General features: G+C 69.2%; 12 protein-coding genes. 5 read left to right on the top strand and 7 right to left on the bottom strand.

Going from position 1 to position 24911, the window contains the following annotated elements; all coding sequences use genetic code 11:
- Positions 1–26: 26 nt before the first annotated feature.
- The 3 genes from ABS78_RS01515 to ABS78_RS01505 are packed head-to-tail and all read right to left on the bottom strand — an operon-like array spanning position 27 to position 8709.
- Positions 27–3215: a CHAT domain-containing protein gene (locus ABS78_RS01515; protein ID WP_293374177.1), complete on the bottom strand. Its 3189-nt coding sequence runs from the start codon at positions 3213–3215 to the stop codon at positions 27–29.
- Entirely contained in the window at positions 3212–6934 is a 3723-nt protein-coding gene (locus tag ABS78_RS01510) for a filamentous hemagglutinin N-terminal domain-containing protein (RefSeq protein WP_293374175.1), read from the bottom strand. The genes ABS78_RS01515 and ABS78_RS01510 overlap by 4 nt, the downstream gene beginning before the upstream one ends.
- A gap of 17 nt (positions 6935–6951) precedes the next feature.
- Positions 6952–8709 (bottom strand): ShlB/FhaC/HecB family hemolysin secretion/activation protein, encoded by a 1758-nt coding sequence (locus ABS78_RS01505; protein WP_293374173.1) that lies wholly within the window; start codon positions 8707–8709, stop codon positions 6952–6954.
- Between the two features lie 278 nt (positions 8710–8987).
- Between ABS78_RS01505 and ABS78_RS01500 the strand changes: the two genes are divergently transcribed.
- The 5 genes from ABS78_RS01500 to ABS78_RS01480 all read left to right on the top strand — a co-directional run bounded on the left by ABS78_RS01500 (position 8988) and on the right by ABS78_RS01480 (position 18802).
- Positions 8988–10295, top strand: a complete 1308-nt coding sequence (locus ABS78_RS01500) for a multiheme c-type cytochrome (protein WP_293374171.1) — start codon at positions 8988–8990, stop codon at positions 10293–10295.
- A complete protein-coding gene (locus tag ABS78_RS01495; protein ID WP_293374169.1) occupies positions 10292–12244 on the top strand; it encodes a heme-binding protein in 1953 nt (650 codons plus the stop codon). Before ABS78_RS01500 ends, ABS78_RS01495 begins: the two co-directional genes overlap by 4 nt.
- A gap of 2 nt (positions 12245–12246) precedes the next feature.
- A complete protein-coding gene (locus tag ABS78_RS01490) occupies positions 12247–14229 on the top strand; it encodes a hypothetical protein (RefSeq protein ID WP_293374167.1) in 1983 nt (660 codons plus the stop codon).
- A gap of 22 nt (positions 14230–14251) precedes the next feature.
- Complete coding sequence (locus ABS78_RS01485; RefSeq protein WP_293374165.1) at positions 14252–18211, top strand: hypothetical protein; 3960 nt, start codon at positions 14252–14254, stop codon at positions 18209–18211.
- A 78-nt stretch (positions 18212–18289) separates the two neighbouring features.
- Positions 18290–18802, top strand: a complete 513-nt coding sequence (locus tag ABS78_RS01480) for a GNAT family N-acetyltransferase (RefSeq protein ID WP_293374163.1) — start codon at positions 18290–18292, stop codon at positions 18800–18802.
- Positions 18803–18885: 83 nt separating this feature from the next.
- Here ABS78_RS01480 and ABS78_RS01475 read toward each other — a convergent pair whose 3' ends face one another.
- From ABS78_RS01475 to ABS78_RS01460, 4 genes are read right to left on the bottom strand one after another with little or no spacing between them, the layout of a single operon-like run.
- Positions 18886–20757: an adenylate/guanylate cyclase domain-containing protein gene (locus ABS78_RS01475; protein ID WP_293374161.1), complete on the bottom strand. Its 1872-nt coding sequence runs from the start codon at positions 20755–20757 to the stop codon at positions 18886–18888.
- A gap of 3 nt (positions 20758–20760) precedes the next feature.
- On the bottom strand, positions 20761–21594 hold the full coding sequence (locus ABS78_RS01470) for a phosphodiesterase (protein WP_293374159.1): 834 nt from the start codon (positions 21592–21594) through the stop codon (positions 20761–20763).
- A 52-nt stretch (positions 21595–21646) separates the two neighbouring features.
- Positions 21647–23083: an aldehyde dehydrogenase family protein gene (locus tag ABS78_RS01465; protein ID WP_293374157.1), complete on the bottom strand. Its 1437-nt coding sequence runs from the start codon at positions 23081–23083 to the stop codon at positions 21647–21649.
- A gap of 25 nt (positions 23084–23108) precedes the next feature.
- Entirely contained in the window at positions 23109–24758 is a 1650-nt protein-coding gene (locus ABS78_RS01460; protein ID WP_293374155.1) for an acetolactate synthase large subunit, read from the bottom strand.
- Positions 24759–24911 lie beyond the last annotated feature (153 nt).

Raw genomic sequence — 24911 nt, 5'->3', positions numbered from 1 at the left:
GTCCCGGCGCCCGCCGGCGCCAGGACTCAGTCCGCCGTCCCGCCGGCCGTCGGGAGCGGTCGGGAGCCGTCGCCGACGATCGTGAAGGGCGCCCAGTAGTACGGGTGCGAGAACTCGGGGTCCTGTTGCAACGCGAGCTGGGAACGAGTGAGCGCCTGGGCCTGCGACGTCGCATCGGCCGAGAACATGCCCGTCATCAGCTTCACGGTGGCCACAGAGTCCACCGACCAGTGCGAAACGATGAGCGAACGGCCGCCGGCGTAGATCACCGCGCGGGTAAGACCGCCCAGGGCTTCGCCGCCGCCTTGCAGCCCGGTGGCGGAGGGGTCGGCGCCCGCACCGCCGGTGTCGCAGGCCGACAGCACCACGAGGTCGGCGTCCAGCTTCAGGTCCAGGATCTCGCTGGTGTCGAGCAGCCCGTCCGAATCGCCCAGGCCGACCGAGGTCATGAGCGCAGGTTCCGGCAGGCAGGCCGAGGGCTGGGGAAGCAGGCCGTGGGTGGCGAAGTAGAGCACCTTGTAGTCGGAAAGGTCGTTCCGGGCCCGCAGGGAGTCGTCGGTGAAGGCTCCGCCGACGACGATATGCGCGTCGCTGGCCCCGCCGATGCTGGCGCTCACCGCCCGGACCTCGTCGGCGGTGTCGGGCAGCGGCGGCATCTGCAGCAGCGCCAGACGCGTGTTCTCGCAGATGTCGGAGATGTCGCGCTCGCTGCGCAGGCTGACGCCGCGGCGCACGACCGACGAGTAGGCGCGGGTGTCGGCCCGGCCGGGCGTGAGCGGATCGGCGAAGCCCAGGAAGCTCTGGCGGGCCTGCGAGGGCGCGAAGGCGCGCGACTGCAGGAAGCTGGCCGCCGAGAGGACCAGGGCGGAGTCCACCTTCGCCCCCAGCCAGGCCACCTTGCGATAGTCGGCTTCGCCCGTCCGTCCGGCCCCAGCGACCGCGGCGGTGGGGTCGGAGGTCACGAGGGCCGCCACCGGCAATGCGATCAGCGCGCCGTCGGGCTCGTAGATCAGGTGGCGGGCGGCCATGACGTCGGCGGCCACGGGACCGAACAACCCCTGGAACAGCCGATAGGCCTCGACGACGTCGAACGGGGGCAGGGTGTCTTCGGCCTCGAACGGCGCGCGCAGGCGGCGCACCGAGGCGCCGGCCGTTCCCCGGTTGAAATCGATCGCGTAAGGCTCTGCTTTCGTAGGAGAAACGAGAAGTCCGTAGCCGCGATCGTCGAGCAGCAGGATCTTGACGTACACCTCCTGAGCCCCCAGCGCCTTCTGGAGATCGGGCAGGGCGGCCTGGGAAGACACGAGTTGGGCGTAGCGCGGGTTGGCGGCCAGGAGCTGAGCTTCCAGTCCGTCGGCCTGCTGCTGGAGCGAGGCGAGGCGGGCTTCCAGATCGGCGCGGTCGCGATTGGCCGCGTCGCCCGGCTGGAGGCCGGCGATCTGGGCCTCGACGACGCGCAGTTCGCGCCGCGTGTCCTCCAGCGCGCGGACCAGGCCCGTGACGGCGCTGTCGCCCGAGGCGACGCGGGCGGCCAGCTTGGACACCGTCTGGGCCGTGGCGTTCGAAGCCACGCTGGAGGCGGCGTTGAAGAAACGCGCCTTGTAGTCGTCGGACCGGCCGGGGTCGGATTTGATGCGACGCAGCAGCAGATCGAAATAGGGCGCCGCGTCGTCGGCCGAAGCGCCGAGGGCGCCGCGCTGCTGCTGGAACAGTTCGAAGGCGCGGGCGTACGAGGCCAGCGCGGCCTCTTCCTGCCCCGCGGCGATCTGGGCGCGGCCCAGGTCCAGGAGCAGGCCGCCTTCGGCGGCGGTTCCGGCATGCCGGAGCCTGACCGTGCGGATGGCGCCCTGATACCGGGCGACGGCGCGGGCAGGCTGGCCGTCGTCCAGGTCGAGTTCGGCGAGATCGGCCTCGATCCGCGCGCGGAGCCAGATGTTGAGCGCGCCGCTGGCCTCGGCGCCCGTGAGCAGGGCGGAGGCGCGGTTGAGCGCAGCCCGGGCGCCGGCGTCATCGCCCTGCGCGGCCAGGGAGGATCCCACCACCTCCAGCGCCTGGGCGTCCTGGACGGCGAGGCGGTCGGACAGCGAGACGCGGCTGCCCCCCAGGATGTCGCGGCCGGCCGGGCGACGATTCAGGGCCTGGGACAGTTCGGCGCCGATGGCCACGTCGCCGCCGTCCTCGCGCGTCGCCACGGGCCCTGTGGGGCCCAGCCCCTGGGCCGTGCGAACGGCCTGGTTGGCGTTCAGGGCGGCCTGGCCGGCCTCCACCGCCTGGGCGAAGCGGCCCGCGTTGCGCAGGTGCAGGGCGCGATAGGTCCGGGCCTGGGAGGCGAGGAAGGGATCGTTGGCGGCGGCGACCAGCGGCTCGGCCTCGCGGAAATGACGGTCGGCTTCGGCGAAGCGGCCGTTGTTGGACACGTTCAGCGCCAGGTTGAGCAGCGCCTCGGCCTGTTCGGCCGGAGGGGCCCGGCGGGCCTGGGCGTCGGCGACGAGGGCCTGGAAGTCGGTCTCGGCCTGCTCGAACCGCCATTCGTTGTTCTGGACGTAGGCGCGCGCCCTCAGGCGCGAGGGGTCGGTGGCCGCCGCCGCCTGCGAACGGGCCAGGCCGCCGGTGGCGCCACCGAAGTCGGCTGCGATTTCGGCGCTGGCGGCTGACGTCTGCAGGTCGGAGGCGGCGGGCGCCTTGATGGCTCCGGCGACGACCTTGAGCCCGGTCTCCAGGATGTCGGCGATCTGGGCGGGGCCTTCGGCCGCGTAATATCCGCCGCGCCGCTCGGACGCATAGGCGAGGTAGGGCGCCTGGCCCGCGACGCTCCGGCAGGCCCGACGGGTGATGGCGCCCAGGCCGGGGAGGTCCTCGACCTTGCCGGCTTCGCAGGACGCGCGTGCGGCCAGCGCCGATTCCACCACCTGGGCGTCGTCGGCGCGAGGCATGACATAGAGGCGACCGAGGCTGCCTTCCCACCCGCGGCAGCGGATGTTCCAGGTCCGCCGTCCGGCCGCCTGCACGGCGGGGTCGTCGTAGTCGCGCACCGCCTGGCAGACGGCGCCGCTGGCGGCGCTCTGGCCCAACGGGATCAGGTCGGCCCGCGTCTGGGCCCCGACCGGCGTCGGCAGGATCGCGACAATGGCGACGGCGCTCAGGACCGCGCCCAGGAGAGTCGGGGCCGTCGGGCTGAGGGCCGTCGGCGTAGGGGCGAAGCTCGTGCCGGTCATTTCTTCTGCCTACGCTTGCGCCAGATCTCTTCACTGCCCGCGCCCGTCGTCACGGGGTCGGTCACGATCTCGTCCGGGCTGGGGGACGCCACCCCCAGGATGACTGGCGGGTTGATCAGGTTTTCGGACGAGATGGCGTCCAGCAGGCCGTCAGCCGTGAGATCGTTCTCTCCGGACAGGGCGTCCCGAATTCTCAGAACGCCGTCGTTGAGGCCCGCACCGCCGTCGCCCGAGCCGCCCGAGGCGAGCAGGGGACACATCGATGTGCCCACGTCACAGCTGTTGAAGCGATAGGCCGCGCCATCGGGCTTGGAGATCTCGACGCCGGACGCGTCGAGGACCACGAAAGTCAGGGCGTCGTTCGCGTCCGGTCCGGTGAGCGTGCGGCCGTCGGGGCCGGCGAACGCCCCCCACAGCTCCACCACCCTGGGCGGATCGATGATCAGGGCCGGTCGGAACTGGCCTGTGAAGAAGAGGCCGACGGACTGCGCCGTGCCCGAGGGCGCGGCGTTCTGCTGGACGACCTTGTTCTCGGCCGACACTTCGAGGCGGCCGGCGGAGACATAGACCTTGAGCAGTTCGGCGCCCTGCGGAGCCACCCCGGCCGGCATGCCGGCGGCGAGGTCGATTCCCTCGACCGGCGTGCTCTGGATGAGGGAGATGAAGCGTGGCGACCCCATCAGGATGTCTTCGCGCGCCGCCAGCCGCACCTCGTCGAAGGCGCGGATGTTGGTGTAATTCCCGCGCTGATAGGTCGCGGCGCCCAGCCCCCCCGTGATCAGGATGGAATCGGGGCGCCAGTTGAGGTCCGCCGCATCGCCGATCCGCAGGACGCCGCCGTTGGACGAAGGGGCGGCCAACCCGTTCACGCGGGCGACGTTCGACGAGCCCACCAGGAAGGTGACCCGCGGCGTCGCGGACGGATCGACGGTCAGGTCCAGCAGGGTGAGGTCGCCCCGCGAACCGCCGGTCGTGAGGCCGGCGTAGACTCTCACCTCGTCGGACGCGCGCAGCTGGCCGAAGTCGTTGTTGTCGAGCACGAACCCGCCGGCGCCGCCCGCGGCTCCCCCGACCGTGATCGCGCCGCTACGGGACTCGATCTGGATGCGCGGGGCGGTGACCAGTCCGGTCAGGTCGAGATCGCCCGCGGCGATGCGGACCGTCCCGGCGGCGGTCGTCTGCGCCAGCGTCGCCTTGCCGGCCACGTCGATCGTGACGTCACGTCCCGCCGAGAGAGGCGCCGTCGAGGTGAAATTTCCGAGAGATGTGATTGAAAGATCGCGAACAACCGGCGCGATGGCTGAACCGAGCGACAGGCTGGTTCCCTGCAGGATCAGGTCGCGGCCGGTCCGATAGCTGGTCGTCGTCACACTGCCGCTGAGCGCTCGCAGCGTCAGGTCCTCGCTGGCCGAGACGGCGCCCGCCGTCACGCTGGCGCCCGTGAGCGTGACCGAGCCCGAGTCGGCGCGGACGTCGCCGAGACGTAGGGCGCCCGCGGCGCTCACCGAGATGTTGCGGACGGCCGAGAGCGCCGTGGTCAGCTCGAAGTCGCCCGTGGTGCTGCCGAGCGAGAGGTCGCGCCCGGCTGTCACCGAGTCCAGCCGGACGGTGGGCGCCCGCAGGGTGGCGTCGCGGGCCGCGACGACCGAAACGAGGCCCGGCGTTTCGCGCACCACCTCCACGATGGCGTCCTGGCCGGCCCTGACCGTCACCGCCGTGGCGCCGGTCACGCCGCCGGTCCCCAGCCCCAGCCGGGCGTCCAGGTTCGACGATTCCACGTGGACCACCCGACCGTTCCCGGCCGCATCCGGATTGCCCACGAATCCGACGCCCACTTCGTCCGGCGCGGTTCCGGTGAGGGTGGCTTCGCCGAGCGAGGCCGTGCCGTTGGTGGCCAGGATGTAGATGTCGTCGCCGGCGGTGGCCGACCCCACCGCGGCGTCGCCGTTGGTGGAGACGATGTAGAGGTCGCCCGACGTCGTCACCGCGCCCAGCTTCAGGCTTTCGGCCTGGCCGTTCACCTTCGGCGCCGTGACGGTGTTCACCTCCAGGGCGCCGCCGCGCAGATTGACGTTGGCGCCCGCGGTGATGCTGTCGATCCGCGCCGAGGCCAGGTTCACGGTGACATTCTGCGGCGCCGTGAGCGAGATGACGCCGGAGACCGACGAGTCGCCTTCGCCGAGCACGATGTCGCGCCCGGCCGTCACGTTCAGGCTGAGCGGCGCCGTCACGGCCCCGATCTGGACATCGGTCTTGGCCGATATGGCGCCCTCGCGCGTGACGCCGACACCGGCCAGGAGGATGTCGCCTTCCGTCGAGGCGACGTTGAGCGCGCCCGCGGCGACGAGGCCGTTGGCGTCCACCGAGGCGCCGGTGATCGAGACGTCCCGATTGGCGGTGACCCGGCCCAGTTCGATGCTGGCGGTGGCGGCGATCCGGACGTCCCGGCCCGTCGAGATGGCCGAGATCGCCGTCGGGTCGAACAGCGCGGCGACCAGGGCGTTGTCCAGGACCACCGATTCCATCGGCGCCATGAACCCGTTGCCGAAGCCGTTGCCGTTGCCGAACCCGTTGCCGGGGCAGTCTCCGCGGAGTTCGCAGAAATCGGGATCGGTGTCCTCCCGGAGGGTGGTCGGGTCCTTGAGCTCCTCGAGGGGGCGCAGCCAGGGCCGCGGGCTGACCGGACCCACGTTGCGGACATTCAGGTCGCGCGACGCGCTGGCCTGGTTCAGGAAGATCTCGGTCTCGCCGGCGCCGGCGAGGCTTTCTCCCGGCAGGCGGTTGGAGATGCCGCCGCCCCCGGATAGCACGATGTCGCCGCCCTCGGCCTTCGCGGCGGTGGCGGTGATCATGCCTTCGAGGTTCACCACGGCCTTGGTCGCCGTGGTGGGGTTGACCGCCGCGACGAAGACCGTGTTCGCGCGCGTCGCGCCGGCCAGATCGATCAGCAGGCGGTCGTTCGAACCGTCGCCGGCGCTCGGCACGATGAAGTCGACGAGGTCGAAATCGCCCCCCGTGCCCGGAGCCAGTCGGAGCTGGTAGCTGTCGGCCGCGCCGTACAGCACGCTGCCGTCCGGCGCGGACACCAGGGCGTTGGCGCGCGTGACGATGGTGGGGCCGGTGAAGGCCGCCACGCCGCCGTGCGCGGTGACCTTGGCGTCGGAGAGGACCCAGAGCCTCGCCCCGGGCAGGACATCGCCGCCCTTGAACGAAAACAGGGTGTTGGACGGATCGAGGAACGTCGAGGTGTCGGGCGTGCCGAGCGAAACCAGGATGCTGCCCGCGTCGATCTGTGCGCCGCGGCCGAAGATGATGCTGCTCTGGGACGCGAACCAGATATTGCCGCCATAGGCGCCGCCGACCCGACCCTCGACCACGCCTTCGATCTTCGAGGCCGCCAGCCCCGTGATCCGGTTGAGGACGACGCCGTCCCGCGATGCGAAGTTGAAGCTGACGGTCTCGTTCGGGAAGACGTCGAAGCTGCTCCAGCTCAACACCGTGCGGGGCGCGTTGAGCGTGACGTCGATCCGCGTTTCGCCCGTCACGATCGTAGGCAGGCCGCCGCCCGGATTGACATCGGGCAGGCCGCCGACCGGCAGCGCCGCCGCCGGCGTCGGCGCGAGGGTGTTGGCGCTGGCGAGGACGCCGCAAAGCGCCGTGCGCGCCAGGAGAAGCCGGCGTCGGGCCGACGATGCGGCGGATCGGGGCGTCGTCGGCATCGTTACTCCCCTGCGCATCATAGCAGGCTCGCCGTAAGCTGGATGAGGACACGATCGCCGCGGCGCGGACCGCCGGGCCGGGTGGCGTCCAGCGGGTGCGCGTAGGTCACTTCGAGGTTGGCGCGGTTGAACAGGCGGAAGATCACCCCGGCGCCCACGGACGTGAGCGTGCGATCCTTCTCGGCCAGGGTGACGGAGGTCTTGTTGTTGACCACATATCCCGCATCGAAGAACGCATAGGGCGCGGCCTGGACCTTCGGATGCAGCTGGTGGGGGCCGTAGCGCAGCTCGAACGCGCCGGAGAGGCCCTTGTCGCCCAGGGCGGCGGCCGGATCGTAGCCGCGGCCGACCGTCAGCCCGCCCACCGAAATCTGCTCATAGGGCAGGAGAACGCTGTCGGAATACTGGGCCTGGCCGCGGAACATGCCGGTGAGACGCTCGCCCAGCACGATATCGGCGCCGCCCTGGGCCTTCAGCACCCAGGCGTCGGGCTTGCCCGCAAAGCGGCTCAGCAACACATCGCCGCTGTCGCTGCCACCCAGGATCGAGAGGCCCTTGCGGAGCGTCGCGCCCCCGCGCAGCAGCAGCGGCCGACCCGACAGCTCCGTGCGATAGTCGCCGTCGGCGCGCGCGTAGACCACCCTGAGCTGGTCGTGGCTGAGCCGCGTCACGCCGCCGAAGTCCGTCTTCTGGTCGACGACGTCCAGGCCGCCGGCCAGATAGAGATTCCGGTTCCGCGACCTCAGCAGCGGATAGGCCGCCTCGATATTGCCCACCAGCGACTTGCTTTGGAGATCGACGGGCGCGAGCGCGCCGCCGGGCTCGCTCTGGCCGTAGGTGATGGATGCGCGGCCCACCAGACCCTCGGAGCCGAACCGCGCGGTCTCGGCGAGCTGGACCAGCCATTGCTCCTTCGAGTCGAGCGTATGGAAGACGGTCAGCGCCGTGCTCTCGCCATAGGGGGTGAAGCCCGCGAATTCCGCGCGGAGCAGGCCGCCCCAGCGCCCGACCGCCTTCGATCCCGTGTTCTGGACGTTGGCGAACGCCGTCGGTCCGTCGCGCGCCACGGTGAGGTCGATGTCCACCGCCCCCCGCTCCGGACTGGAGGAAGGCCGTATCGCGGCGCGCACCCGCACGCCGGGCGTGTCGGAGGCGAGCAGCAGGTAGCGTTGGGCCCGCGCCATGTCGAACGGCTTCATCCCGCGGAGCTTCTCGGCGTAACGCTCGATGGTCTCCTGTACGGGGCCGACGTCGCCGCGGACGCGGACGTTGACCACATGCGCCTCGATCACTTCCAGCACCAGCGCGCCGCCGCTGATTCGCTGCTCGGGGATCTCGACGCGAGCCAGGACGCCGCGATCGAAGATGATCCGGGCGGCGCGATCGCGAATGGCGCAGACGACCGAGACCGGCTGGCTGCGGCCCAGATATTCGGCGTAGGCGGCGCGCAGTTCGTCGTCGTCGAGGGCCGTCACGCCGCGAAAGGTGACCGAACTGAGGTTGACCTGGACGTCCGAGGATTCGAGCGGGCAGGGGCCTGGGGGTTCGGGCGCGAAGGCGCTGCCGGCGCGTGGCGGCGGCGGCCGGGAGACGCGGGTGGAGGGGTCGAGTTCGGCGGCTGTCACGCCGGGGGTGGGCGCGCCCGGGGCGGGCTGTGACGGCGGCGGTTGCGCCTGGGCGAAGGCGGGCGGCGTGAGCGCCGTGCCGGCGAAGGCGAGAAGGGCGATTCGCGGCGCCAGGCCGGCGCGACGCAGCGCTCCGCGAGCCTTAGCCATACCCAAATCCCCCCACAACACGGTGTCGAGCCGTCTTACCGTCCGCGTAACATGTTGTTAAGCGCCCACTCCCGACAAGCGAGGATGCTGCGGAAGCGGGCGCCGGCCGAGTCTTTTGGCGGGAATGCGCCTTATTCGGGCTACCGAAGCCGAAGCGAGACGGCTAAGACTGCGCCGAGTGCGCCGGGGGAGAGCCTATGGGGGGAGCACGAGCGTCGCGAGTTATCGGCGCGCTTTGCGTCGCCGCAGCCCTGGCTGCGTGTGTTCTCGGCGTAGGAATGACGCGTAACGCCACGGCCGCGCCCGGTTCGTCGGCGTCGGCTGCGGTGCATGAAGGCGTGGCGTCCTGCGCCGGTTCGACCTGCCACAGCCGCCAGGTCGATTCGGGCGTGAACGTCCGCCAGAACGAACTCATCACCTGGCAGGACCCCTCCAGCGTGGCGGGCGCGCACAGCCGCGCCTACCGTGTGCTCTACGAGGCTCGTGGCCAGGCGATCATCCGCAAGATGGGCCTGGGCCCCGAGGGGGTGGCGAACCAGTGCCTGGGTTGCCACGCGGACCCGGCGCCTCCCGGCCTCCGGGGCGCGCGGTTCCAGCTTTCCGACGGCGTCGGCTGCGAGGCCTGCCACGGCGGTTCGCGCAACTGGCTGGCCAGCCACCGGGCGGTCGGCGGCACGCACGCGGACAATGTGGCGCGCGGGATGAAGGCTCTGGAGAATCCCAAGGTTCGCGCCGGCGTCTGCCTCGACTGCCACTTCAGCGGCTCGAAACCCGGACAGTTCGTCAGTCACGAGATCATGGCCGCAGGCCACCCGCGGGTGGCGTTCGAACTCGATCTGTTCTCGACCCTCCAGCAGCACTGGGACGTCGACGCCGACTATGTGCAGCGCAAGGGCTATGCGGGCGGCGTGAAGACCTGGGCCGTCGGCCAGGCCATGGCGCTGGAGCGCGCGCTGACGCTCTACGGCGAGCCGGGCCGCAACCGGGGCGCGTTCCCCGAACTGCTCTTCTTCGACTGCCACAGCTGCCACCGCCAGATTTCGGACGATCCCAAGGCGCGTCCCCAGTGGCAGGCCAACCCCGGCAGGCCGATTCCGTCCGGTTCGCCGCCGTTCAACGACGAGAACATGATCATGCTGGCCGCCGCGGCGAAGGTCGTGGCGCCGGGTCTGGCGGCGCGTCTGGAAGCCGATTCCCGCGCGTTCCATTCCGCGATCGCCCGCGACCGGGCCGAATCGCTGCGGGCGGCGGCCAAGCTTGCGGCCACCTCGCGTGCGCTTTCCGACGCCTTCGCCGCCCGGGCGTTCTCGCGGGCGGAAACGCTGGCCATCGTCGACACGGTGCTCGCGGGCGAACTGGCCCGCAGGTACACCGACTACGCCGGAAGCGCGCAGGCGGTGATGGCGGCGGACACGCTGCTGAACGCCCTGGTGGCCTCGGGTCAGGCCGACCGCGCCGCCGTGGCCCGCATTCGGCCCAGCCTGGACCGGGCCTACGCCCAGGTCCGCGATCCCAACAGCTATCGACCTGAGGCCTTCCGCGCCGCGCTGACCCAGGTCGCTCAAGGTGCGAGGTCGCTCAGATGAGCGTGCGTCGTTGGGCCGTGTTCTCGGCCGCGTTGGCATTGACGGCCTGCGGCGGGGGCGGCGGTGGAGGAAGCAGCGGGGGCGGCGGAACGCCTCCTCCGCCCACGAATCCGCCGCCGAGCGCGCCGCTCTACACTCTGCCGGACGCTCAGGCCCTGACCTCGGCCGACGTCCAGCAGGTGCTGGCCCAGGCGATCGCGGAAGCCCGCGCGCGCAACCTCCCGGCCGTCATCGCGGTCACCGACCGCGTCGGCAACGTGCTGGCGGTCTATTCGATGACGGGCGCCCGCGGGACGGCCACGCTGCGCGCCGGGCCGACAGGCGTGAATCGCGACGTCCAGGGCGCGGCCGTGCCGGCCGCCGCCGCCGCGATCGCCAAGGCCGTCACGGGCGCCTACCTCTCGTCCGGGGGCAACGCGTTCTCGACCCGGACGGCCAGTCAGATCGTGCAGGAGCATTTTCCGCCCGCGCCGACGACGGTCGGACTCGAGGGCGGACCGCTGTTCGGCGTGCAGTTCTCGCAGTTGCCGTGTTCGGATGTGGTCACACGGACCGCGACGACCGTGGTGGGGCCGCGCCGCTCGCCCCTGGGGCTGTCGGCGGACCCGGGCGGCTTCCCGCTCTACAAGAACGGCGTGCTCGTGGGCGGCGTGGGCGTCGCCGCGGACGGCGATTACGGGTTCGACACCAACATCCTCGACGTGGACGACGACGCCGAGGAGGCGATCGCCTTCGCCGGGGCCACCGCGTTCGCGGCGCCCGAGGACATCCGCGCCGAGCGCGTATCGGTTGACGGGACGACCCTTCGTTTCAGCGACGCCAGTTCGGGAACCCTGCGCACCACGCCCAGCAGCGCGCCCGCGTTCGCGAGCCTGCCGGCGGGGACCGGGGTCTTCACGCCGGTGACGGGCTATTACTCCGGCGCAGGCGCCCTGGCTGGCCAGGCCTACGGGACCGAGGCGTCCGGCCTTCGGCTGGCCAGCACCGCGGAGTTCTCGATCGCCGGCGCCATGGTGCTGACCGACGGGGCCGGACAGGGGCGCTTTCCGATCCGGGGCGGCACCGACGCCGCCGATGGCCTGACACCGCTTTCGGCCACCGAGGTGAGGGTGGTCCTCGAAGAGGCCTTCACCGTGATGAGCCGGGCGCGGGCGCAGATCCGCCGCCCGCTGGACAGCCGCGCCCAGGTCTCGATCTCCGTCGTGGACAGCCGCGGCCAGATCCTGGGCATCGTCCGGTCGCCGGACGCGCCGGTCTTCGGCATCGATGTCTCGGTGCAGAAGGCGCGCACGACGGCCTTGCTGTCGGGAACCGCCGCAGCGTCCGACCTCCTGGCCGATCCCAGCGCGGACGTCCGCGGTTTCGTGCAGAAGGTTCGGGACTTCCTGCCCTCGGCGACTGCATTGACCGGCCAGACCGCCTTCGCCGCCAAGTCGATCGGGAACCTCGCGCGACCGTTCTTCCCGGACGGTGAAGTCGGACGGCCGAACGGACCCCTGTCGCGCCCCATCACCGAGTGGAGCCCGCTGTCCACTGGGCTCCAGTCCGCGCTGGTGCTGAGCAACATCGGACAGCACCTGCAGTTCGTCACAGGCGCCAGCGCGACCGACACGCCGCAGCGCTGTACGTTCCTGCCCGAGCCGGCGCCCGGACAGAATCGCCTGCAGAACGGCCTTCAGATCTTCTCGGGATCGGTGCCGATCTATCGCGGCGGTCGCCTGGTGGGTTCGATCGGCGTTTCGGGCGACGGGATCGACCAGGACGACATGATCTCGTTTCTTGGGCTCCACAACGGCGGCCTGAAGGTGGGCGGGATCGGCAACGCCCCGACGGCCATCCGGGCCGACCAGATTCTTGCGGGGCCCACCCAGACCCGGCTGCGCTACGTGGGGTGCCCGTTCGCGCCCTTCCTCGATACGTCCGAACAGAACGTGTGCCAGGGGAAATAGGCATGCGCTCGGTCCCGTTCCTCGCCCTGACCGCGGTCGCGACCCTCGCGGGTCAGGCCCAGGCTGCATCGGCGGGGCCGCAGAGCATCGACGACGTCCTGGCGTCGATCTCGACCGGGGACGGGGGCGCCGCGCCGCCTCTCACCATCGACGACATTCTGGCTCAGGCTCCGGTCGTCGAGCTTGCAGTCGCTTCGGTCGATCTCAACGCACGGGACGCCGCAGCGCAGGAGCCCTCCGCCGCTGCGTCCGCCCAGCCCGCAACCTCGGTTGAACCCGCTCCGGCCGACGGCGCGCCGCTGGACGGCCGCCGGCGGCCAGGCCGGGTCCAGACCTATCCCGCGCCGATCACGCAGGACAATCCGGGCGCCGTCCGGGCGCCGCCGCCCGAGGCCTTTCCGCGCGACGAACTGCCCGTTCCCGACCGTTGGCGCCTGGCCGGCGCTCTGGGCGTGACGACGCCGCGCTGGTGGGATCCCTACCATCAGAACTTCCTGAAGGGCGACATCCCCATCAAGGGGACGCACGACTGGTTCTTCGCCCTGACCGGAATCTCCGACACGGTGGTCGAGCCGCGCACCTTCCCCATCCCCGTGGGCGTGCAGACGACCGAGCGGCCGGGCAGCATCGACGTGTTCGGCAAGGACACCAGCCTGGTTCTGGCCCAGACGTTCATCGTCGGCGCCGCGCTGATCAAGGGGTCCACCGCCTACAAGCCGCCGGACCTGGAGTTCCGTATCGCGCTGGCCGGGCAGTACAACTACGTCGACGTGCCCGAACGCCGGGTGCTTCATGTCGAGCCCAGCAAGAAGTCGCACCGTCGGGACGCGTTCATCGGCGTCCAGGAGCTGTTCGTCGACAAGCACCTGACGAACGTGTCGGACCGCTACGACTTCGATTCCCTCCGTGTGGGCATTCAGCCGTTCTCCAGCGACTTCCGTGGTTTCCTGTTCCAGGACAACCAGCTCGGCGTCCGCCTGTTCGGCAACCGCGACAACAACCGCTTCCAGTACAATCTGGCGCTGTTCCAGCGGGTCGAGAAGGACACCAACTCGGGCCTGAACGATCTGACGCAGACCCCGCGCGACGACTATGTCGCCATCGCCAACCTCTACCGCCAGGACCTGCCGTTCCCGGGCATGACCTCGCAGGTGACGGTGATCCACAACCGCAACCGCGAAGCCAACGACATCCAGATCGACGAGAACGGCTTTCCGGTCCGGCCGGCGCTGATCGGAAACCTGCGGGGGCGGGAGTACGACGTCACCTACCTGGGCTACAACGCCGACGGCCGGATCGGGCGGATCAACCTGACCGCTTCGGCCTACTATGCGTTCGGCGAGAGCCGGAACAACATCTTCACCGGCCGCAAGGCGCAGATCCGCAGCTACTTCCTGGCGGCCGAACCCTCCATCGACTTCTCCTGGGCCCGCTTCCGGCTCCAGGGCCTGTATGCGTCGGGTGACGGCGACCCCTACGACAACCGCGAGAAGGGCTTCGACGCCATCTTCGAGAACCCGCAGTTCGCGGGGTCCGACACCAGCTACTGGATCCGCCAGACGATCCCCTTTGCGGGCGGCGGCCGGGTGATCGGTGTGAACGGGCGCAACGGCGTGTTGAACAGCCTGCGGTCGTCGAAGGAAGAGGGACAATCCAACTTCAACAATCCGGGCACCGTCCTGCTGGGCGGCGGCGCCGATTTCGACCTGACGCCCGAACTGCGGCTGACCACCAACGTGAACCACCTGGCGATGGCCGACACCGCCATCGTCCAGGCGCTGCGTCAGGAAGGTTCGATTCCGAAGTCCCTGGGCTGGGACGCGTCCGTCTCGACGATCTGGCGACCCAAGATGACGCAGAACATCGTGATCCGGGCCTCGGGCGCCGTGTTCGATCCGGGCAAGGGTTTCGAAGACCTGTTCGCCAACAGCGAGCGGAACAAGCGATACTATTCCATCCTTCTCAACGCGATTCTGACCTTCTAGGGCCAAGATGCTGAAATCCGGGATGAAATGGCTGCGAATGGGGGCGTTTGTCGCGCTGACCATGCTCGCGCCCCTGTCCCTGAAGGCCGCGGAAGGCGAAAAGCCGGTCAAGCGCACCTATGTCACCGCGCCGGCGGCCAAGTTCTCGATGACCGACGCGGAAGTGGACGCCGACAGCCAGGGCTGCGTCTCGTGCCACACCGGCAGCGACGCCAAGACAATGCACCTGTCGCCGGCGGTGAAGCTGGGCTGCGTGTCGTGCCACGGCGGCGATGCGAAGGTGATCGCCCCGGCGGGGCTGGAGAAGACCGCGCCGCAGTACGCCGCCCTGCGCGACAAGGCGCACGTGCTGCCGAAGTATCCCCAGAGCTGGAACTTCCCCAGTTCGGCCAATCCGAAGGTGAGCTACACGCTCCTCAACAAGGAGGCGCCCGAGTTCGTGCGCTTCGTGAACCCCTCCGACTACCGGGTGGCGCGCCAGGCTTGCGGCGCCTGCCACATGGAGGTGATCGAGCGGGCCGAGCGGTCGTTGATGGCCACGGGCGCCATGCTGTTCGGCGGGGCGTCGTACAACAACGGCATCCTGCCGTTCAAAAACTACCTCCTGGGCGAGGCCTACACCCACCACGGCGAGCCGGCCCGGCTGCTGTCGCCCGGAACTCCGCCGGGAACGGTGACGCGCGAACAGGCCCAGCGCGGCGCGCTGCCGACGCTCTATCCGCTGCCGACGTGGCAGGTGACGCCGCCGGGCGACGTCTTCCGCGTGTTCGAGCGCGGCGGTCGCAACATCAACAGCCAGTTCGCCGAGGTGGGCCTGCCCAACGCGCTGGGACAGATTCAGCGCCTGGAGGAGCCGGGCCGGCCCGACATCCGCCAGTCGAACCGCGGTCCGGGCACCGGGCTGCGCGCGGCGATCCCGCTGCTGAACATCCACAAGACCCGCCTGAACGACCCCTTCACCTGGTTCATGGGCACCAACGACCAGCCGGGCGACTACCGCTCGTCGGGCTGCGCCTCGTGCCACGTGGTCTACGCCAACAACCGCCAGCCGCACGCCAGCCTGACCTGGGCCCAGTACGGCCGTGACGGCGAGAGCCACCAGGCCGATCCGACGATCCCCAAGGGCGAGCCGGGCCACCCGATCAAGCACGTGTTCACCCGGGCGATCCCGACGGCCCAGTGCATGAACTGCCACATGCACCAGCCGAACATGTTCGTGAACACCTACCTCGGCTACACCATGTGGGACTACGAGGCCGACGCGCCGCACATGTGGCCCGAGAAGCAGGCGTATCCGACCAGCGCCGAGATGCGGAAGGTGCTCAACCGCAACCCCGAAGGCGCCGCGCCGCGGGGCAAGTGGGCCGACCTCGATTTCCTGCGCAACGTCTTCGGCCTGAACCGCAAGCTGAAGGACACCCAGTTCGCCGACTACCACGGCCACGGCTGGAACTTCCGCGCCATCTTCAAGCGCGATCGCGACGGCAACCTGCTCGACAAGGACGGCGCGATCATCGCCAACGACGACCCCGAGAAGTTCCACCGCGAGGGCGCGCCGGACTTCACGCCGGTCGGTCAGAACGCCCCCGGCAAGGCGGTCCACATGATGGACATCCACGCCGAGAAGGGGATGCAGTGCGCCGACTGCCACTTCTCGAACGACAGCCACGGCACCGGACTGATCTACGGCGAGGTGGCCAATGCGGTGGAGATCCGCTGCAAGGACTGCCACGGCACGTCCCAGGCCTATCCGACCCTGCGCACGTCCGGGCCGGCCGCCGATCCCAACGGCAACGACCTCAGCCTGCTGCGCAACCCCGACGGTCAGCGCCGGTTCGAATGGCTCGAGCGCGACGGTCGCCAGGTGCTGATCCAGCGGTCGCTGCTGGACCCCAAGCTGGAGTGGCGGATCAAGCTGACGAAGGACACGGTCGACAGCACCTCGCCCGACTTCAACGCCAAGTCGGCGCGCGCCAAGCTGATGTCGAAGATCGGCCAGGACGGGCGGCCGTTCTCGTGGGGGCCGGGCGTGGCCGCGGGCGACCTGGCCCACAACGACGAGGAGATGGAGTGCTTCGCCTGCCACACCTCGTGGACCACGGCGTGCGCCGGCTGCCACCTGCCGATCGAGGCGAACTGGAAGACCACGACCCACAAGTACGAGGGCGAGCAGACCCGCAACTACGCGACCTACAATCCCCAGGTCGCGCGCGACGACATGTACCAGCTCGGCAAGCACCAGACGACGAAGGGCTCGACCATCGCGCCGATCCGTTCCTCGTCGGCCCTGGTGCTGTCGTCGACCAACGTCAACCGCGAGCGGATCTACGTCCAGCAGCCGCCGATCTCGGCGTCGGGCTTCTCGAGCCAGGCGTTCGCGCCGCACTTCCCGCACACGGTGCGGACCACCGAGACCAAGACGTGCAGCGATTGTCACGTCTCAGCGGCGAACGACAACAACGCGATCATGGCCCAGCTCCTGCTGCTCGGGACCAACTTCGTGAACTTCATCGGCCAGAACGCCTGGGTCGGCCTGGAAGGTGGGATCGAGGCGGTTCGGGTCTCGGAATGGAGCGAGCCGCAGGCGGTGTTCGGCAGCTATCTGCATCGCTACGCCTACCCCGACTTCTACAAGGCCCACGTCGACCAGAATAAGCGCGAGCTGAAGGACTGGGTGCGCGGGAAGGCGTTCGCCAAGGGCCTGTCGGGCGGGGAAGAGGAAAGCATCGAAGAGATCGCCAACGTCCACCACCGGACGTCGGGTGCGGCCAGCTGCCTCCAGCTTCGCGGCGAGTACATGTTCCTGGCCGAAGGGAAGGGCGGCTTCCGCGTTCTCGACGTGGCCAGCATCTCCAACAAGGGTGTCTCCCAGCGCGTGATCTCGGCGCCGTTCTCGCCCCTGGGCCACGACACCCAGGTGCCGTCGAAGAACGCGACCTGCATGGCGCTGGCCACCAACCAGCCGATCGCGCCGCTGCGGAACCAGGCGATGCAGACGATGATGGTGAAGGACCTGGCGACGGGCGCCGACGTCAGCCTCCTGGACGCCAACCAGGAGCAGAAGTTCCACCCGCTGTATTCCTACGCCGTGGTCACGGACTTCGAGGAAGGCCTGATCCTCGTGAACGTCGACACGCTGGCCGATGGGGAGCCGCGCAACAACCGGCTCAAGCGCGCCGTCACCTGGAACCCGGGCAATGTGCTGAAGGGCGCGCGGCACGTCACCCTGGGCGGCCACTACGCCTATGTCGCCGCCGAGGCCGGCCTGGTGGTGGTGGACCTGAACGATCCGCTCAGGCCCCGCCACGTCACCACGGTGACCCTGCCCGACGCGCGCGCCTCGGCGCTCCAGTTCCGCTACCTCTGGGTCACCACGGCCCGCGGCCTGGAAGTGCTCGACGTCACCCGCCTCGACCAGCCCCGGCTGATTGAGGGCGCCACGACGCCGCTGGTCGATGCGCGCCGGGTCTACGTGGCCCGCACCTACGCCTATGTCGCGGCGGGCCGCGACGGCCTGGTGATCGTGGATGTCAAGAATCCGGAGCGGCCGCGCCTTTATCAGAAGTACGACGCGCAGGGGACGCTGAACGACGCGCAGGACGTGGTGGTCGCCTCGACCAACGCGTCGCTGTTCGCCTACGTCGCCGACGGCCGGAACGGGATGAAGGTGCTCCAACTCACCAGCCCCTCCAGCCAGCCCAACTTCTACGGCTTCTCGCCGGCGCCCAAGCCCGAGCTGATCGCCTGGCGAAAGACGCCGTCGCCGGCGCTGGCTCTCTCCAAGGGGCTGGACCGCGACCGGGCGGTGGACGAGAGCGGCTATCAGATGGCCATCTTCGGCCGCCTGGGCTCGCGCCCCTTCAACCGGGCCGAGATGGAGCGCTTCTTCACCGATCGCTGGGGCCGGCCCTATCGGGTGAACGACACCGTCGACATGACCGCCTGGCTTGGGCCACGCCCGGTGCAGCAGGCGACCCGGTAGCCCCCCGCATCGGCCCGTCCTGGCCGCGTCGCCGAGAAGCTTGACCCGCCCGCCGCCTCGGCGTGAGGTCGCCCCGAGATGAGTCATCCATCCCCAGGCGTTTCGATCCGCCCTCTGGCGCTCGCAGATGTGGCCGACATGCTGCGGATCGAGGCCGAGGCCTATCCGCCATCTCTGCGCGAGGGCGAGGCGATGTTCGCCAGCCGTCTCCGGCTCGCGGCCTCGTACTGTCTTGCGGCGACGCGCGACGGCCAGTTGATCGCCTATCTGATCGCCCACGGGTGGCCCGCCCGGGCGCCGCCCGCCCTGGGCTCCGTCCTGTCCGACGGCCCCAGCGAGGTTCTGTACATTCAGGATCTGGCCGTCTCGCCCGCGGGACGTGGCCTGAAGATCGGGGAGGCGCTGGTTGCGCACGCCTTCGAGCGGGCGGCGGACGACGGGCTCCCGGCGGCGGAACTGATCGCCGTCGAGGGCGCAGGCCGCTACTGGCGTTCACTCGGATTCCGTGAGGCGCCGGTCTCACGGGCTCTTGCCGGTAAGGTCGCGTCCTACGGGCCCGAAGCCCGGTGGATGAGCCGTAAGATCGGCTGATCGGGCGGAGACGGCGAGGCCAGGGCGTCTGGCCGACGCCAGGTCTTCTTGCTTCCCAAGACGGCAAGGGGGAGGCGGGCGCCTCAGTCCGCTGGCTTCTCGTCGATCGGTGTCGTGTAGGCGGGGATCGGCACCGGCACGCCCTTGAGGTCGATCTCGCCGACGGTCTCGATAGGAACGTCGCGCTTCGCCAGCTTGAGGGTGTCTGAACTGAAGAGGATGCGGGTGCCGAAGGTCTTGTTGGCCGCCTCCAGACGCGCGGCGATCACCACCACCTCGCCGTAGGCCGTGTAGTTGAACCGCCGCTCGCCGCCGAAATTCCCGACCAAGCCTACGCCCGAGGACAGGCCCATCCGCGTGTAGCCGAACCGGATGCCCCGGGCGATCATGCGCTCGCGGATCTCCAGGGCGTAGATGTCGATCTCGCGGGCGCAGGCGATGGCGCGGTCGGCATGGTCGTCGGACGGCACGGGCGCGCCGAAGATCGCGATGATGCCGTCGCCGGTCATCTTGTCGATCATGGCCTCGTGCTTCCAGAGGATGTCGATCACCCCGTCGAAATACTCGTTGATGACTTCCGAAAAGGTCTCGAGCGGCAGGCTGGCCACCAGGTTCGAGAAATTCTCGAGGTCCGAGATCATCACGGTGATCTCGCGCTCTTCGGCGCCGATCTTCACCTGCTCCTGGCCATCGACCATCCGGTCGATCACCTGGGGCGCGAGATAGCGTTCGAGGGTGGAGGAGTAGAAGGCCCGTTGGGTCTGAAGCTCGGCGGCGGCCAGCCGGCTGAGGACGAAGAAGCCGAAGGCGAAACTCAGCGACGGCGCCGTCATCGGGATCATCATCGCAGCGTAGCTGTAGAGCCCGAACGCCAGCGCCGCGCCGCCCACGATGGCCAGCAGCACGATGCCGACCGAGATCCACCATCTCTGGGTCGAGCGGCCGAGGAGGGCGCCTCCCAGGGCCGCCGCCAGGACGATCAGGGCGTCCAGGATGTGGCCCGGGGTCCGAACCCGGTCGCCCGCCAGCATCTGCGACAGGGCGTGGACATGCACCTCGACGCCCGGCGTGCCGTCGTAGTGGCCGCGCAGGAAGCGCAGGGGCGTGGTGTGCATGTCCTCCTTCAGCGTGTCGGAGTCGGCCGAAGCCGACCGTGTGACGCGCCCGATGAAGGCGATCTTGTCCTTGAAGAAGGCCTCGGGAAGGAAAGCCACGAAGGCGGCGGAGTAGGCCGGCGCGATGGCGCCGGTGTTCTCGGCCGACACCTTCGGGTCCGGGCGCCGATAGCGGATGGCGAAGTCGCCCTTCGGGGGCTTCAGGCCCGCGCCCACCACGCCGGTCTGGGTGGCGAGCGCCAGGTTGTGGCCGGGATGGGGGTCGTACCGGCGCACGACGTCGTCGTAGTCCACGCGCATCAGCGCCCGCGCGTCGGCGTAGTGGAGCTTCGGCGCCACCGGGAAATCGACGCCCGGCCTGAGTTGCGGGTCCACCGCCGCCACGATCGGCGCCGTGGTGCCGGCGATCGTCTCCTGGAAGGCCGCGAACTCCTCGGGCGAATCCCAGGTGTCCAGCAGGTAGTCGACGGCGATGGCCTTCACGCCCTTGGAATCGAGGGCGGCCAGCAGTTCCCCCAGCCACACCTTGTCGATCGGCGACAGGCAGTGGCAGGGCGAGGCCTCGCGCATGGCGTTCAGCGCCTCGTCGTCCACCTTGATGATCACGAAATCCGGCTGGGCCGCCGGCGCGCCCATCGCCAGCCGCAGGTCGTAGGTCAGGTTCTCGACGAACCGGATCGGCGTGGTGCGATTGAGGCCCAGCGCGGCCGCGGCGGCGAGGACCGACACGATCAGGACGACGGCGACGTCCGCAAACCCCTTGCCGCTGCGCTCGCGCAGCGCCTGGACGACCCCGAGCAGGCGGCTGATCAGGCCCTGGCGCTTGCCCGTGGCCGCCATCGGTCAGGCCAGTTTCCGGAAAGGGAAATTATAGGTCACCGCGGGCGTGTAGTCGCCGGCCTGGCAGATGTGGGTGGTCAGGCTGCCGTGCTGGCACATCAGCAGCGCGAAGGCCGGCGGCTCCTCGACCAGGATTTCCCGGCCGTCCGGCACATGGACGTCGACCTCGGTGAGGTCGAGCGTGAGCTGGATCGACGTGGCCGGCGCCGCGGACAGCACATGACCGGCGAACACGCCGTTGAACGCCCGGTGGATGTGGCCGCACATGATCGTCTGCACCTGCTCGCGCCCCTTGAGGACGCGCGCGAGCCGACCGATCCAGGGCGAATCCGGATCGGGGTCCATCCACTGGATTCCGCTGGGGATCGGCGGGTGGTGGAGGATGACGGCGGTCGGCTTGTCGGGCTCGGCGTCCAGGGTGGCGGCCAGCCAGGCCGCGCGATCCTCGCAGTATTCCCCGTCGTTGGGACCGTCCAGCGTGTCGCAAACCACCAGCCGCATGGGGCCGAAATCGACGGCGTACTGAACGAAGCCGTTCGGGTCGGTCTGGGCGCCCGGCCCGCCGAAGATCGACAGGAAGGCCTCGCGATTGTCGTGGTTTCCGACAGCGTAGTAGATCGGGATTTCGCAGTCGGCCATCAGGCGCTGGAGTTCGAGGTACTCTTCGGGCTCGCCGCGATCGACCAGATCGCCGCTCGCGATGATGGCGACCGGCCGCGGCCGCAGCTCGTGGATTGTCCGCATCACCTGACGAAGACGTTCTTCGTTCCGCTGTTGATTCAGCGGATCCTTCCCCGTCGTGACGTGGAGGTCGGTGATCTGTGCGATCGTCAACACCAAGCCGCCTCCCCAAGCAGCGCACGCATCGTCCCGAGGTAAGTACGCAAGCTCAGCGGCGACGGATGACGAGATTGCGAATTTCCGTCATGTCCTCCATGGCGAAGCGTACGCCCTCGCGTCCCAGGCCCGAATCCTTCACCCCGCCGTACGGCATGTTGTCGACCCGATAGCTGGGCACGTCGCCGATCACGACTCCCCCCACGTCGAGATGGTCCCATGCTTCGAGCATCTTGTAGAGATCGCGCGTGAAGACCCCCGTCTGCAGGCCGAACTTGGAATCGTTGACCTCGGCCATCGCGTCCTTGAAGTCGGTGAACTTCGAAAGGATCGCCACGGGTCCGAAGGCTTCTTCGGCGTAGAGCGCCGCTGTGCGGTCGACGCCCTCCAGCAGCGTGGCGTCCAGCATGGCGCCGTCGCGCTTGCCGCCGCAGAGCAGCGTCGCGCCGCCGCCCACGGCCTCCTGGATCCAGCTGTCGAGACGGCGGGCCTCCTTTTCGTCGATCATAGGGCCGACGAACGTGGCCTCTTCGCGAGGGTCGCCGGAGATCAGGGTCCTGGTCTTGGCCACCAGGCGATCCCTCAGTTCGTCGTAGATGTCGGCGTGGATGATGATCCGCTGCACGCCGATGCAGGACTGGCCCGACTGGTAGAAGGCGCCGAAGATGATCCGCTCGACGGCGTCGTCCAGGTCGGTGTCGGCGTCGACGATCACGGCGGCGTTGCCGCCCAGTTCCAGCACCACCTTCTTTTTGCCGGCCTTGGCCTTCAGGTCCCAGCCGACGCCGGGCGAACCGGTGAACGAAAGCAGCTTGAGCCGCTCGTCGGTGGTGAACAGGTCGGCGCCGTCGCGCTGGGCCGGCAGGATCGAGAACGCGCCCTTGGGCAGGTCGGTCTCGGCCAGGATCTCGCCGATGATGATCGCGCCCAGCGGCGTGCGCGACGCCGGCTTCATCACGAACGGGCAACCGACGGCCAGGGCCGGCGCGATCTTGTGGGCGGCCAGGTTCAGCGGGAAGTTGAAGGGGCTGATGAACGAGCAGGGGCCGATCGGTACTCGCTTCCAGATTCCCTGGTAGCCCTTGGCGCGGGGACTGATGTCCAGCGGCTGGACCTCGCCCGTCATCCGCACGCTCTCCTCGGCGGCGATGCGGAAGGTGTCGATCAGGCGCGAGACCTCGCCGCGGGCGTCGCGGATCGGCTTGCCCGCCTCGATGCAGAGCGCGTAGGCCAGTTCGTCGAACCGCTCCTGGAAGCGTTTGACGCAGTGGGCCAGCACCTCCTGGCGCGCATAGGCCGGCATCCGCGCCATCGGCTCGGCGGCGTCCACCGTCGCGGCGATGCCGGCGTCGATGATCCGGGCGTCGGCCAGCGCCACGCGGGTGGCCACCTTGCCGGTGTACTTGTCCGTCACCTCGAGATCGAGGTTCGGGGTCTGGGCCTCGTTGGCGAGGTAGAGCGGGTAGGAGTCCCTGAGGGCGGCCGCCATGTGCTTCGTCCTTCCTCGGCCGCGTTCAGAGCGCCGCGCTCAGTTCCTTGATCTGACGGTTCAGGATGAGATCGTTGTCCGAATAGTCGACCGGGCAGTCGATGAGATTCACCCCCGGCGTGTTCAGGCACTGCTTCAGCAGTTCGGGCAGGTGCGAGGCGCTCTCCACCCGATACCCGTTGGCGCCGTAGCTCTTGGCGTATTCCACGAAGTCGGGGTTGCCGTAGGTCAGGCCCCAGTCCTTGAAGCCCATGTTGGCCTGCTTCCAGCGGATCATGCCGTAGCTGTTGTCGTTCAGGATCAGCACGGTGATGTTGAGCTTCAGCCGGACGGCCGTCTCCATCTCCTGGCTGTTCATCATGAAGCCGCCGTCGCCGCAGATCGCCATGACCTTGCGGTCGGGATAGACCATGCTGGAGGCCATGGCCGACGGCAGGCCCGCACCCATGGTGGCCAGCGCGTTGTCCAGCAGCACCGTGTTGGCCATCCGGGCCGGATAGTTGCGGGCGAACCAGATCTTGTAGACGCCGTTGTCGAGACAGATGATGCCGTCGCCCGGCATCGCCTCGCGGATCTGTTTCACCAGATACTGCGGGTAGATCGGGAAGCGCATGTCGTTGTCGTACTTGGCCGTATGCTCGACTTCGGCGGCGCGCGCCGCCAGCATGGCCGTGAAGTCCCAGTTCGACGACGGCAGGATGTCTTCCTTGAGCTGCCAGATGGCGTTGCCGATGTCGCCGATGACCTCGTACTGCGGGAAGTAGACCGGATCGACCTCCGCCGACCGGAAGTTGATGTGAATCACCTCGGCGCCGCCCCGTTGCATGAAGAAGGGCGGCTTCTCGATCACGTCGTGGCCGATGTTGACGATCAGGTCGGCCGCGCCGATCGCGCGGTGGACGAAGTCTCCGGCCGACAGCGCGGCGCAGCCCATGAAGCGGGGATTGGTCTCGTCGACCACGCCCTTGCCGAGCTGTGTCGAGACGAAGGGGATGCCCGTCTTCTCGATGAACTGGGTCAGCATCCGGCTGGTCATGGTGCGGTTGGCGCCGGCGCCGATGACCAGGATGGGGGATTTGGCCTGCTCGATGCGCTTGGCGGCCGCGCGCACCGCCTTCTCGTCGGCGACCGGGCGGCGGGCGTTGCTCTTGGGCAGAGGCGTCGAGTCGGTGTGCTCGTCGGCGATATCTTCGGGGAATTCGAGATGGACGGCGCCCGGCTTCTCCTCCTGTGCGAGGCGGAAAGCCTCGCGGATGCGGCTGGGGATGTTGTCGGCGCTGGCGAGCTGATGCGTGTACTTCGTGATCGGCTTCATCATGTCGACCACGTCGAGGATCTGGAATCGACCCTGCTTGGACTTCTTGATGGGCTTCTGGCCGGTGATCATCATCATCGGCATGCCGCCCAGCTGGGCGTAGGCCGAGGCGGTCACGAAGTTGGTGGCCCCCGGGCCCAGCGTGGCGACGCAGACGCCCGCCTTGCCGGTGTGGCGTCCGAAGGTGGCGGCCATGAAACCCGCGCCCTGTTCGTGGCGCGTCAGAATCAGCTTGATCTTCGTGGAGCGGGACAGACTGTCCAGGAAGTCGAGATTTTCCTCGCCCGGAACGCCGAAGACATACTCGACGCCTTCCTCTTCAAGGCACTCGACGAACAGATCCGAAGCTTTGGTCGACATGTCACAACCCCCATCCCACGGGAGAGTTGTCGCAAATTCCGGCGCGTTGTGAAGGGCGAAAGCGCGCAACCTCAATTGCGTCCGCGATTGTACCTAGTCCGTAACGTTTTCGCGGCTAAGGTTTCGCCCGACAGGCGAGCTCGTGGCCTGACA

It is taken from the genome of Phenylobacterium sp. SCN 70-31 (assembly GCF_001724605.1).
Classification (GTDB): Bacteria; Pseudomonadota; Alphaproteobacteria; order Caulobacterales; family Caulobacteraceae; genus Phenylobacterium.
Note: the sequence above shows the minus strand (reverse complement) of the source record. Positions and strands in the feature narration are given on the sequence as shown.

Bases quoted from the DNA above. Each gene is read 5' to 3' on its own strand.
- ABS78_RS01515 (WP_293374177.1), bottom strand. From the start codon at position 3,215: ATGACCGGCACGAGCTTCGCCCCTACGCCGACGGCCCTCAGCCCGACG.
- ABS78_RS01510 (WP_293374175.1), bottom strand. From the start codon at position 6,934: ATGCCGACGACGCCCCGATCCGCCGCATCGTCGGCCCGACGCCGGCTT.
- ABS78_RS01505 (WP_293374173.1), bottom strand. From the start codon at position 8,709: ATGGCTAAGGCTCGCGGAGCGCTGCGTCGCGCCGGCCTGGCGCCGCGA.
- ABS78_RS01500 (WP_293374171.1), top strand. From the start codon at position 8,988: ATGACGCGTAACGCCACGGCCGCGCCCGGTTCGTCGGCGTCGGCTGCG.
- ABS78_RS01495 (WP_293374169.1), top strand. From the start codon at position 10,292: ATGAGCGTGCGTCGTTGGGCCGTGTTCTCGGCCGCGTTGGCATTGACG.
- ABS78_RS01490 (WP_293374167.1), top strand. From the start codon at position 12,247: ATGCGCTCGGTCCCGTTCCTCGCCCTGACCGCGGTCGCGACCCTCGCG.
- ABS78_RS01485 (WP_293374165.1), top strand. From the start codon at position 14,252: ATGAAATGGCTGCGAATGGGGGCGTTTGTCGCGCTGACCATGCTCGCG.
- ABS78_RS01480 (WP_293374163.1), top strand. From the start codon at position 18,290: ATGAGTCATCCATCCCCAGGCGTTTCGATCCGCCCTCTGGCGCTCGCA.
- ABS78_RS01475 (WP_293374161.1), bottom strand. From the start codon at position 20,757: ATGGCGGCCACGGGCAAGCGCCAGGGCCTGATCAGCCGCCTGCTCGGG.
- ABS78_RS01465 (WP_293374157.1), bottom strand. From the start codon at position 23,083: ATGGCGGCCGCCCTCAGGGACTCCTACCCGCTCTACCTCGCCAACGAG.
- ABS78_RS01460 (WP_293374155.1), bottom strand. From the start codon at position 24,758: ATGTCGACCAAAGCTTCGGATCTGTTCGTCGAGTGCCTTGAAGAGGAA.